The sequence below is a fragment of the Pseudoalteromonas rubra genome (assembly GCF_000238295.3).
GTDB classification, from domain to species: Bacteria; Pseudomonadota; Gammaproteobacteria; order Enterobacterales; family Alteromonadaceae; genus Pseudoalteromonas; species Pseudoalteromonas rubra.
In genome coordinates, this window is record NZ_AHCD03000044.1 from 793,591 (window position 1) to 805,951 (window position 12,361).

The 12,361-nt window shown below is 47.8% G+C and carries 8 protein-coding genes; 5 read left to right on the top strand and 3 right to left on the bottom strand.

Annotated features, from left to right (window positions below; all coding sequences use genetic code 11):
- The first annotated feature begins 10 nt into the window (after positions 1-10).
- Together PRUB_RS24105 and PRUB_RS24110 are read left to right on the top strand one after the other, a co-directional pair.
- Entirely contained in the window at positions 11-4,258 is a 4,248-nt protein-coding gene (locus tag PRUB_RS24105) for a hypothetical protein (protein WP_198452407.1), read from the top strand.
- A gap of 122 nt (positions 4,259-4,380) precedes the next feature.
- Positions 4,381-5,316: a class I SAM-dependent methyltransferase gene (locus PRUB_RS24110; RefSeq protein WP_010380470.1), complete on the top strand. Its 936-nt coding sequence runs from the start codon at positions 4,381-4,383 to the stop codon at positions 5,314-5,316.
- On the opposite strand, the gene PRUB_RS24115 is transcribed toward PRUB_RS24110, so the two are convergent.
- The 3 genes from PRUB_RS24115 to rtcR form a co-directional block, all read right to left on the bottom strand.
- Entirely contained in the window at positions 5,313-6,056 is a 744-nt protein-coding gene (locus PRUB_RS24115) for a substrate-binding periplasmic protein (protein WP_010380472.1), read from the bottom strand. The two genes, PRUB_RS24110 and PRUB_RS24115, sit on opposite strands and share 4 nt — an antisense overlap.
- A 145-nt stretch (positions 6,057-6,201) precedes the next feature.
- A complete protein-coding gene (locus tag PRUB_RS24120) occupies positions 6,202-6,963 on the bottom strand; it encodes a hypothetical protein (RefSeq protein ID WP_010380473.1) in 762 nt (253 codons plus the stop codon).
- A gap of 178 nt (positions 6,964-7,141) precedes the next feature.
- Positions 7,142-8,737, bottom strand: a complete 1,596-nt coding sequence (rtcR, locus tag PRUB_RS24125) for an RNA repair transcriptional activator RtcR (protein WP_010380475.1) — start codon at positions 8,735-8,737, stop codon at positions 7,142-7,144.
- 318 nt (positions 8,738-9,055) lie between these two features.
- Here rtcR and PRUB_RS24130 point away from each other — a divergent pair, with 318 nt between their 5' ends.
- The 3 genes from PRUB_RS24130 (at position 9,056) to PRUB_RS24140 (ending at position 12,256) form a co-directional block, all read left to right on the top strand.
- Entirely contained in the window at positions 9,056-10,282 is a 1,227-nt protein-coding gene (locus PRUB_RS24130; RefSeq protein WP_010380476.1) for an RtcB family protein, read from the top strand.
- A 12-nt stretch (positions 10,283-10,294) separates the two neighbouring features.
- Positions 10,295-11,341 (top strand): RNA 3'-terminal phosphate cyclase, encoded by a 1,047-nt coding sequence (gene rtcA / locus PRUB_RS24135; protein WP_010380478.1) that lies wholly within the window; start codon positions 10,295-10,297, stop codon positions 11,339-11,341.
- 69 nt (positions 11,342-11,410) lie between these two features.
- Positions 11,411-12,256: a nucleotidyltransferase domain-containing protein gene (locus tag PRUB_RS24140; protein ID WP_010380480.1), complete on the top strand. Its 846-nt coding sequence runs from the start codon at positions 11,411-11,413 to the stop codon at positions 12,254-12,256.
- Positions 12,257-12,361 lie beyond the last annotated feature (105 nt).

Consider the following 12,361-nt stretch of genomic DNA (forward strand, 5'->3'; position numbering starts at 1 on the left):
AAGGGATATTATGTTTAAAGTTAATGCGTTAGCCGCAATGATTGCTGCTGCCAGTGCTATTTCTATGCCTGCTATTTCAGCTCAATTAAACCACCAAGGTACGTTGACCAACTCAAATACTCAAGAAGTGGTTAACGATACACTGACTATCACATTTACGCTTTATGCAAACGATGAAAGCCTCTGGCAGGAAGTCAGAGAAGTTCAAGTTGTAGATGGCCAATACAGTGTCCGTCTCGGTGAGAATAATGACATTGATGCTGCCATTTTCCAAAATACAGAATTGGAACTGGGCATCAAGGTTGGAGACGATATCGAAATGTCTCCTCGCTTGCGAATTGATGCAGTGCCCAGCGCATACTATGCCGATGTATCTGGATCCGTAAAAGGTTCGGTTGACGCGACTCAAGTTTCAGTAGCAGGGATCCCTGTGATAAATGAGAATGGTGAGTGGGTTGGTTCTACCGTCGGTTTAAAAGGTGAACCAGGTGCAGATGGTCGTGACGGTGTTGATGGTGCAGATGGCGCTGACGGTAAAGATGGTGTTGATGGCCAGGATGGTGCGCCGGGTGCCAATGGTCTTGATGGAGCCAAAGGTGAAAAAGGTGATCAAGGTGAAAAGGGCGAACCTGGCGTCCAGGGCGAGAAGGGCGATCAAGGTGAACAAGGGGAGCAGGGCGAAAAAGGTGACAAAGGCCTTCAGGTTAAAGGTGCCTGGACAGAGCTTGCTGCTTACGTTGTTGACGATTTAGTTAGTTTTAACGGAAGTGCTTATATTGCCATTGCTGATGTTGCAGCAGTAGAAGAAGGTGGTGAAGCAAACCCTTCGCCGGATGTTGCAGCTCAATGGCTACAGCTGGTTGCTAAAGGTGAGCAAGGCGAAGCCGGAACTGATGGTAAAGATGGTCTTGATGGTGCCAATGGAGAGAAAGGCGACCAGGGTGAAAAAGGTGACCCGGGTGAAAAAGGCGAACAAGGTGAGAAAGGTGAACCGGGTGAAAAAGGTGATCAAGGTGAACCTGGTCAGAAAGGAGATCAGGGTGAGCAAGGTGATCAAGGCGAGCAAGGTGAACCGGGTCAAAAGGGTGATCAGGGGGAGCCTGGTGAAAAAGGGGACCAGGGTGAAAAAGGGGACAAAGGACTTCAGATCCGCGGCGTTTGGTCACAGCAGGAAGCTTATGCCACTGATGATGTTGCCATTCACAATGGTAGTGCATACGTTGCGCTAGCGAATATCCCCTCAGCAGAAGAGGCTGGCAGTATTAACCTGTCTCCTGAAATCGCAACAGATAGCTGGTTGTTATTAGTCGCGAAAGGCGAGCAAGGTGATCAGGGTGCCACAGGTGAGCAAGGCGAAAAAGGCGACCCTGGCGAGAGAGGCCAGAAAGGCGAACAAGGTGAGAAAGGCGACCCGGGTTCCAAAGGTGATCAAGGTGAACGTGGTGAGAAAGGTGACCCGGGTGTAAAAGGTGACCAGGGTGCCAAAGGTGAGCAAGGCGAAAAGGGCGACCGCGGTGAGAAAGGTGACCCGGGGGCGAAAGGCGACCAGGGTGCTAAAGGTGATCAAGGTGAAAAAGGCGATCGCGGCGAGAAAGGCGATCAGGGTGAAAAAGGTGAGCAAGGTGAGAAGGGTGACCGAGGTGAACAAGGCGAGAAAGGCGAAAAAGGTGACCGTGGCCTGACCGTTAAAGGTGATTGGACTTCGGAATCCGGGTATAGCGCAAATGATGTTGTTGTTCATGAAGGACAAGCCTATATCGCTCGGGTAGATATTATCGCCACGCAGGAATCGGGCTCTATTAATGAGGCGCCCGCGGCTTCTAATAACTGGTTATCTCTATTCGCGGGAGTCGGTTCTGGCATGCCAGGTAAAGACGGCCTGGACGGCAAAGATGGTAAAGATGGTTTACCAGGCCAGGATGGCGTGAACGGTAATGATGGTGAGCGAGGTGAAAAAGGCGACCCTGGTGATAAAGGAGACAAGGGCGACAAAGGAGAGCAGGGCGAACAAGGTGAACGCGGCGAAAAAGGTGACCCGGGTGATAAAGGAGAACAGGGTGACAAAGGTGACCGTGGTGAGCAAGGTGAGCGCGGCGAAAAAGGCGAAAAAGGCGATAAAGGAGATAAAGGAGATAAGGGTGAAAAAGGTGACAAAGGTGATCGTGGCCTGACAATCAAAGGTGATTGGTCAGCAGAATCAGCATACAGTACGGATGACGTGGTTGTACATGAAGGACAAGCCTATATTGCTCGAATCGATATATTAGCAACTGAAGAATCCGGTACGGTTAACCTTGCGCCAGCACTTTCTAATGATTGGCTATCTCTGTTTGCTGGCATTGGCTCTGGTATGCCGGGTAAAGACGGCTTAGATGGTAAAGATGGTGCGCCAGGTAAAGATGGCGTTGATGGTGCCGATGGTGCTCCGGGCGCTGATGGTGCGCCAGGTAAAGACGGTGCGCCAGGTAAAGACGGTGCGCCAGGTAAAGACGGTATCGACGGCGCGCCAGGTAAAGATGGTGTAGATGGTGCAGATGGTGCAGATGGTGTCGATGGTGCTCCGGGTAAAGATGGCGAACCTGGCGAGAAAGGTTTGCAAGTAAAAGGCGTATGGAGTGCTCAGTCTGGCTATGACATCGATGATGTCGTCACATTCCAGGGCAGTGCGTATATCGCTTCTGTTGCTGTTGCAGCAACCGATGGCACGAATATGTCACCGGTAGAGGATGCACAGAGCTGGCATCTGTTAGTGGCTAAGGGCTCTAAGGGCATTAACTTCATTGCGTCTGGCTACTTACTAACCACAGAATATGTGGCAGGTGATGTGATCAGCTACATGGGCAGTGCATTCATTGCGACTCAGGAAGTCATTGGTGTTCCGCCTACGGACTCTCAGGGTAATATCCAGCAGCCGTGGTCTATTTTGGCTAAAGGCGTTGATTACGATGAAGAGCAGCTGGTTAAACGTGCTGAACTGCCAGAATTTGACGCGTTTGCACTGAGCGCTGACGTGACGCAAATGCTGTCCGGTTACGCGACCGCAACACAGCTAACCCAGGCTCTGACTGTCAAGGCAAATCAAAGTGATGTAGACACAGCACTGGCTGCAAAGGCGAACCAAAGTGATGTAGATACAGCGCTGGCGGCTAAGGCAAACCAGAGTGATGTAAATACAGCATTGGCTGCAAAGGCGAACCAAAGTGATGTAGACACCGCACTGGCAGCTAAGGCGAACCAGAGTGATGTAGATACAGCACTGGCGGCTAAGGCAAACCAGAGTGATGTAAATACAGCACTGGCAGCTAAGGCAAACCAGAGTGATGTAGATACAGCACTGGCAGCTAAGGCAAACCAGAGTGATGTAGACACAGCACTGGCAGCTAAGGCAAACCAGAGTGATGTAGACACAGCACTGGCTGCAAAGGCGAACCAGAGTGATATGGCTACTGCATTAGCTGCAAAGGCAAATCAGAGTGATGTAAACACTGCGCTGGCTGCGAAGGCAAACCAAAGTGATGTAGATACAGCTTTGGCAACTAAAGCCAATCAGGCTGATATGCTTACAGCCTTGTCATCCACTATTAAGTTCACGCCAACTAAGCTTGCTTGGTCTGAACAGAATGCCTATCAAACTGGAGAGGTTGCACGCGTAGAGTTTAGCAATAGCCTTTATGTGGCCAATCAGGAGATTGCGGCATCAAGTTCTGAAAAGTCACCGGTGCTGGATACGGAGCGTTGGTCGCTATTGCTAAAAGGGGCTGAAGTGACGAACAAGAACATCATCTTTGTAACAAGTACTGCGTATACCGCAAAGTTAGGTGGCGTAGAAGGTGCCAATGCTATTTGTACCTCTTTAGCAAATAGCGCTGATTCCGTTGCTCCTGCCGGTGAATATAAGGCACTACTAAATGGGTTTTATGACTCCATTGATAGTTCAGCTAAGATATACAATATTAACGGCGATCTCGTGTCTAACTCCAGATCCGATCTATTAACTGATGGATTGTTAGCAGGGATTAAGTTTGATGAAAAGGGCAATGATCTAACCGGCTTAAGGGTTTGGACAAATGCAAATGCTAAAGGCTTTTATGAACACTGGCTAGCATGCAATAACTGGCAGGCTTCTGTTCCGACAGATATGTATGCTTCAACAGGAGCAATGACGGGTGTAGTGGGTAGTACACAATTCCCCGAGTGGTTTTCTGACACCATAATGAACTGTAACATAGAAGCACGCCTATACTGTGTTAAACAGTAAAAACTAAGCAAAGCTCAATAGTATAAAAGCCCGGCCGATGTGAGCCGGGCTTTTTTGTCATTTGCATCAGACAAAGAAACCCAAGTAAAATAAGGGTCAATATTGAAAAATACGCAAAGTAAATGACAGTCACAGCACTTTCCACCTTATTGCACCACCTTTCTCAACAGACGTTACCCAATGAAGTGCGTCGTCTTTTCCATGGTCGGGGTCGCTGTTACCCGGGGCTTGAACAAATTACGATAGATTGGCTGCAGGGGCAGCTCCTGATCTCTTTATTTAAAGAACATGAGCAGCAATGGCTTGATGCGCTTAAATCTGAATTACTGAAATTGATTGAGTCTCAGCCATGGGCCGAGCGGGTTTCAGCTGTGATACTGCAACATCGATATGCCAGTGGTGCGCCTGTGGAACTGTTATATGGTGAGCTGTCAGCCATGCCTGTTGTAAATGAACAAGGCCTGAAATTCGGTTTATCTCTGGGTGCCAAGCAAAACATGGGGTTGTTTTTAGACATGCGACTGGGACGCCAGTGGGTGAAAGGCCAGTCTGACGGTAAGCGTGTGCTGAACTTGTTTTCTTATACCTGTGGTTTTTCGGTTGCTGCGTTGGACGGAAATGCAGAACATGTTGTGAATCTCGACATGTCTAAAGCCGCGCTAAAACAAGGTAAAGTAAACCACCAGTTAAATGGTCATGATGTAAGTAAGGTGTCGTTTCTTGGTCACGAATTGTTTAAATCCTGGGGTAAAGTGAAGAAACAGGGTCCCTATGATTTAATCATCATTGATCCTCCTAGTTTTCAGAAGGGCAGTTTTGCGCTGACAAAAGATTATCAGCGGATCTTAAGACGTCTGGGTGATTTACTGACTGAGCAGGGAAGTGTGCTGGCATGCGTTAATTCTCCTGACGTGAGTGCCCAGTTTTTGATAGACGAAATGGCCAGGGAAGCACCGCAGATGCAATTTGAATCAAGATTGCCAAATCCGCCAGAATTTCCCGACATCAATGAGGACAGCAGTCTAAAGTGCCTGGTTTTTAAGACCAAAAGCGTTTAATTGAGCTGCCATTGAGACAGGATTTGCTGGTATTTGCCGGAGTCTTTCAGGCTTGCCAGTGCGTTCATCAGCTGGTTGGCCTGTTGTTGATTGAAGTCTAAACTGGTTGCTAAATGCAGCTCTGAAGGAAAGGCTGGTACTGCCAGTTTCCGTTCCACCTGATCTGCAGGTAACCCCAGTGCACTGAGCTCTTTGTTGATGGTTTGTGCATTGGTGAGAACTAAGTCAGTACGCCCTTTGAATAACATGTGCCACAAGGTCTGATAATGGGATACCAGAACTAACTCGTGATCTTCTGAGTAGCCGGCAGCACGTAAAAATCTTTCACTGTAATATCCGCGAATGGTGCTGACGCGATGTTGTCTGGCACTGTTTAAATCCTGAAGAGAAAATGTACGGTCTTTAAGGCCAATCAGATAGGCCTGAGCGTGGCACATGACACCCAGAAACCGATAGTTTTGAGCTCGCTCCGGGGTCTTTAGCCAGGATAACAGCAGCGTATTGTCTTTAGCCCGCATTTCATGCAGTGCACGTGCCATTGGCATGATCTCGATTTGACCCTGCAATCCGGTTTGTGCGAGCAATTGCCGGGCAACCTCAACCAAAGCGCCTGTGGGTTTACCGCTTGGATCCAGGTAATGGTAAGGGGGGAGGTCCTCCGCGACAAAGCGGATGGCTGTGGCATGGCCGGATAAGGGTATCAGAGCAACAATAAAAACGAATAAAAACGTAAAACGCATAGACACACTACATACAGCCTAAAACCAGCAGTTTGCCGTGTTTCTGAGCAAAAATCTAGCTCAGCACCTCAGACCACCTGATAAGGGTACACTTGAAATGCTGAGCTGGGAATGACAGGGGTATTAGTGGTCAGCCCTGCGGGTTTTAGTCTCTGAGGCGAATTTCAAATTTATCAGAGTAACGTTCCTGAACGGCTTTAGCAGAACTGCCGCTGGCATAGCTTGGGTCAACTGTCCCTGCCCGAGTGCGGGCAAGGTAAAACTCTGCACTGCACTCCTGGCGGGTATTAATAGCAGTATCTTTCAACGCTTCGATAGTGCTTAGGTCGAACACTTGAGTACCATCGTCAGTGAGTTTTTCATTGTTTATATTAACAAAAAAGCTGTTACCGTCGTTTCTCTTACACTCAATTGTCAACTTGCTTGAAAATGTAGTGTCATCCTCTGTGCCGGGCGTCCAGGCCAGTGTCAGCTCGTCATTCACCGAAAAAGACTGGTTTTTTTGCGGGGTAATGATGTTAAACGGACGAGGTAAGTTCATGGTCGTGGTCAGTGTTTTATTTTCAGACCCTCTGGTAAAGTCGACAGTAAACTGGGTGCCACCTGACGTCACATCAAAAATTGCGCGATAGTCCACGTCAAAGAGCTCTTCATCTTCGCTCATAACCTGACTGATATTGGCCGCTCTTGCTACCAGCTTATCATTTGCAGTCAGTTTGATATTATTGCCATTTGGGCCATCAACATTAAGCTCTGCGATTACCCGGGACGTTTCACCTGTAGTTGTGACATAAATTTTAGACCAGATGGCCTCTGTTTTAACGTTTTCAGAGTCGGTTGTTTCTGTTGAACATGCCAGCAGCGTCGAGCATGCCAATGCCAGTATAGAAAATTTAAAAGAATTCATGTTGTCCCTTACAGGTTTGAGTCAATACTGGCCCCATTCTAATCACGAACCACAAAAGAAAACATGGTGTTTTACATTTTAATACAAACAACATGAATTTTTGAACACATTTCTGAGCCTTGGCTGGTGCCATTGATAGGGCACAATTTTATGCTCCACACCAGCGCAATGCTCTAATTTAGTGTAATTGAGACCAGGTCAACCCAAACTTGGTTAAGTACTTCTGTAATCGGGTCGAATCATTCACCTGTGATTTCTTAGTTCGGCTTACATTAAATAGTTCCCGACCGGCAGACGCCATACTGGTGTGACGCTTGCAAACCGAGATTACGTAGTTAAGTTGTTGAATATCAAAGTTGTCAAGTGATGAGATTTGTTCCGCCGAGAGGTAGCTGGACAGCAAATTCGGGGCTGTTCTGTCTTCGGTGTTTTGCCATGCGCTTGTAAGCCTGTGAATTTCTCCATTCACATCATTGATTGAAATACGGGAAGAATCGGCCAGGGTACATAAGCGGGTAATTGCAGAGCTCAAATCCCGAAAATTAGCAGACCAAAGTGCCTCATGTGACATCGCAAATTGTTCAAATGCCAGTCTGGCTTCTTTATTAAACTGCACCCGTTGCGTGTTTTTCTGGGCATATATGTCAAGTTCATAATCAATATTGGCCGGAATATCCTCCAGGCGCTCGCGCAGTGCTGGCAACTTAAAGGTCCAAAGGTTGATACGTGCCAGCAGATCTTCTCTGAACCGGCCTTTCGCGACTTCAAGTCTTAGATCTTTGTTGGTGCCCGCGATTAACTGGAAATCACTGTTGACCGTGCTGTCACTGCCAACAGGATGAAAGGACTTATTCTCAATCGCATGAAGCAACATGGCTTGCTCTTCCTGACCCAGCTCGCCAATTTCGTCTAAAAACAACATGCCCTGATCGGCACTGAGCAGATAGCCGCTGCGTTCTTTTTGCGCACCTGTAAATGCCCCCTTGGTGTGGCCAAATAGGGCAGCCATGGCATTTTCACCTTTCAATGTCGCGCAGTTTACTGAGACCAAATCGCCTTTTAATTTTGACCTTCGCTTCTTGAGCTGAAAGATCCGAGTGGCCAGCTGGCTTTTACCTGCCCCGGTTGGCCCGGTTAATAACATGGGGTCACAAGAACGAATAGCAACTTTCTCTATTTGCGTAATGAGTTGGTTGAAGCCCTTGTTCTTAGTATGAATGCCCCCTTTGAGAAATTCTTTACCTTCAAGGTGTTCATGGTCAAACCGGGTAGCAAGCTGGTCATATTTGGAGAGATCTAAGTCAATGATCTGAACACGCCCGATGGACTTGTTGTTATTCGCTTTGTCCGGCGAAGTCTGGATCAACCGGCCCGGGAAGTGACGGCTTTCGGTTAGTAGGAAGCTACAGATCTGCACAACGTGCGTACCCGTTGTGATGTGAAACAGATACTCATTATTGTCCGTATCGTATGTCTGTTGCTGGCACCAGTCATACAGTTTGGCATAGACCTCTTCAAAGTCCCAGGGGTCAATAAAGTTAATGTTATACAACTGGACCTGGGTTTCCGGAGAGATACTTTCTATGTCTACCGCAACATTATTTGCCAAACGCTCAGAGTGGTTGTCATGTAACAGGTGTAGTTCATCGATAACGAGATGTTCCTGGCTACACAAGCTAATGTTGGGCCGCCATTTGGACCATCGGTCAACACGCTTGCCAACAAAGTCCAGTTGTGAACCAATCAGGCTAACAGCAATCGTCTTTTTGCTCATATTGATCTATCTATATAGATATTTTTATATCCAAAATTCTACTTTTTATTCTCAATAAGTGCCACTGTGATAATGGTTTGAGTCGGTGTTTAAGTTTTAAATTGCTTAAAAAACAATGTGTTATAGTTGTTTTTCTTTGAGGGGAGATGCTTTGGCACGTAGCTTGATATGTATAGATTCAAGATTGGGTGGCTGTGATTCACATGTCACACTGGTCGCTGCGCTTCGTAGAGCTGTATCCGGACGACAAACTCGGTTGTGTCGTTCCTGCTCCAGTGTAGTGACGCCAAACCATATGATAGACATCAGGAAAATAACATGAGTAGGAATTACAACGTAATAGAAAACGAGGGCATGGCCACGATTAAGGCATGGACTAAAGGGGTGCCGTTTGAAGAGCAAGCGCAACAGCAATTAAAAAATATAGCCAGCATGCCAATGGTGCATTCGCACATTGCGGTGATGCCTGATGTGCACATGGGGAAGGGAGCAACAATAGGAAGTGTGATCCCTTCGGTTGATGCGGTGATCCCGGCTGCGGTTGGCGTGGATATTGGGTGCGGCATGGTGGCAACAAAAACCACACTGACCGCCAGTCAGCTTCCGGATAATTTATCAGGTATTCGCCACGCCTTTGAGGCCGCAATACCCCACGGCAGGACGGGCAATAAGCGCAGGCAAAGAGATAAGGGAGCCTGGCATACAATTCCTGAAGTCGTTGCAGCGCAATGGAAAACGCTTGAAGCACGGTTTGAGCGGATCTGTGAAAAGCATCCGGCTATTCGTCGGAGTAATCACGTAAATCACTTAGGTACAATGGGCACTGGCAACCACTTCCTGGAGTTGTGTCTGGATGAAAACAACGCCGTGTGGATTATGCTTCATTCAGGAAGTCGTGGGGTTGGAAACCGGATCGGCACCTACTTCATCGAACTGGCTAAAAAAGAGATGGAGCGGCATCAGGTTAATCTGCCAGATATGGACTTAGCTTACTTATCTGAAGGTAGCGAATATTTTGATGATTATGTGGAAGCGGTGGAATGGGCGCAGGATTTTGCCAGGAAAAATCGGGAGATCATGATGCTCAATGCGATTGCAGCGCTGCGCAAAGCAATCCCGGTTGAGTTTTCTACCGCTGAGCTGGCCGTTAATTGCCATCACAACTACATCTCGCGAGAAGAACACTTTGGTAAAGCGTGTTTCGTGACTCGCAAAGGGGCAGTGAGGGTCGAGAAAGGAGAGATGGGTATTATTCCGGGAAGTATGGGCGCCCGTTCATTTATTGTCAGAGGGCTGGGTAATCCAGAGAGTTTTAATAGCTGTAGCCACGGTGCCGGCAGAGTAATGTCCCGGACTAAAGCGAAGAAAGTATACAGCGTAAAAGATCAAATTGAAGCGACTCAGGGCGTAGAGTGTCGTAAGGACGAAGCGGTCATTGATGAGATACCGCACGCCTATAAAGACATAGAAAAAGTTATGGATGCGCAAAAAGATCTGGTTGAAGTGGTTTATACCCTGAAGCAAGTCGTTTGTGTGAAAGGGTAAACAGGAGAGAAAATGCAATTTTTAGAGATTGATGGCGCACAGGGTGAGGGCGGCGGGCAAGTGTTACGTACCGCGCTTACTTTGTCGATTCTGACTAATACACCAATTGAGCTCAACAACATCAGAGCAAATAGAAACAGGCCGGGGCTGTTGCGTCAGCACCTTACTTCTGTAAGGGCTGCACAGCAAATTTGTGACGCTACGACAGAAGGGGTTGAGCTGGGGGCGAGTCGGATCCGATTTACACCAGGAAAAGTAAAGTCCGGTGTCTATCATTTTTCGATAGGGACCGCTGGCAGTACTGTGCTGGTATGCCAAACCATTTTACCAGTATTGGCCTTAGCGGATGGACCCTCAAGTGTCACCTTTGAAGGGGGAACACACAATGGTATGTCACCCTCATTGTGCTTTTTTAAAGAGTCTTACCTGCCGGTCTTGAAGGAGATGGGGGTAACCTGTCAGACGCAAACCCGTTCTCTTGGTTTTTACCCAGCCGGTGGTGGTCACTGGCAATTGACGATTGAGCCTACAGCGGCTTTTAAGCAGGTAGCATTAACGAGTGTGGACAGCGAGGTTGAGTTGAGTCAGGCGCGCTGTGGCTTAAAGGCACTTATGAGTGATTTACCGGACTCTATCGGTCAAAAGGAAATTGCGGCGGCACGAAAAGCGCTGGGTTGGCAAGATGCTGAAAGTGACGTTGAGCAACATCAAACAAATGGTCGGGGCAATAGTTTCCAGATCAAAATCAAAGGTGAACACAATACTTGTGTGTTCGAACAAATAGGTGAGCTGGGGGTTTCAGCAGAGCGGGTGGCCAAGCGTTGTGCGGGCAGGGTTAAGCAGTTTTTAAGATCCGGTGCGGTAGTTGATGCCTATCTGGCGGATCAGCTCTTAGTGCCAATGGCGTTAGCGGGTGGAGGAGAATTTACCACCACAGAGCCAAGTCTGCACACCAGAACTAATATCACTGTGATCAGACAATTTTTGGACATTGATATCGATGTGCAACAAGAGACAGAGACGCGCTGGAAAATTGTGGTTGGGACCAAATCCAGTTGAGGCTATGACAGGCGCGAGTCTTGCGAACAGCGGAAAAAAGTAAATCGATGTAAAGTTAGGAAGTAAGCAATGACAGTAAGCAGAGCCGATAACAAGGGTAATGAACAACATCTGGTTACAACAGTAATAAATGCGGATATCCACGCCGAGATCATGCGCCGTATTGCCGCAGCGGAACAAGAACACGATGTCAAAGTGCTATTCGCCGTCGAGTCCGGGAGCCGGGCATGGGGGTTTGCGAGCCCAAACAGTGATTATGACGTGCGCTTTATATACGCGCATAAAAAAGCGTGGTATTTGTCTGTCGACCTTGAGGCGCGTCGGGATGTGATTGAGTACCCCATCGTGGATGAAATTGATATCAATGGGTGGGACATCAGGAAGGCACTTAAACTTTTTTGGAAGTCAAACCCGACATTGATTGAATGGTTACAGTCGCCGATTGTTTATGTAGATGATGGTCACTTTGCGTCAGCTGCCAGGGCGTTATTGCCCCATATTGCTTCGTCTCATAAAGGTATTTACCACTATCTGAATATGGCGAAAGGGAATTACCGTGGCTACTTACAAACGGCAAAGGTGCCGTTGAAAAAGTATTTCTATGTACTCAGACCGCTATTAGCAATCAAGTGGCTGGAGGCCTACGATGAACCTGCACCTATTGAGTTTAAGGTACTGCGAAGACTGGTTGCGGACAATTCGGTGCTGGACAATGCGCTTTCAGAATTGGTTGAGAAGAAGCGTATGAGCGAGGAAAAAGTGATAGGGCCCGCAATACCAGTGATCAATGCGTTCATTGAATCGGAGCTGGCTCGTCACAAAGCATTTTCGGCAGGCAATAGAAAGCGTGAAGTGAACTACGATGCGTTGAACGAGTTGTTGCGCGCAACTTTAAACAGGCTCGAATGCCGATGACCTATGGTTAGCACACATTTGGTTATGATAACTTCGGCCAGTATTTTTTGCTTGAGACAGGGGGTTGCGTGCGCAAGTGGGGTGCTGCACCGGGTTTTCCTGCTA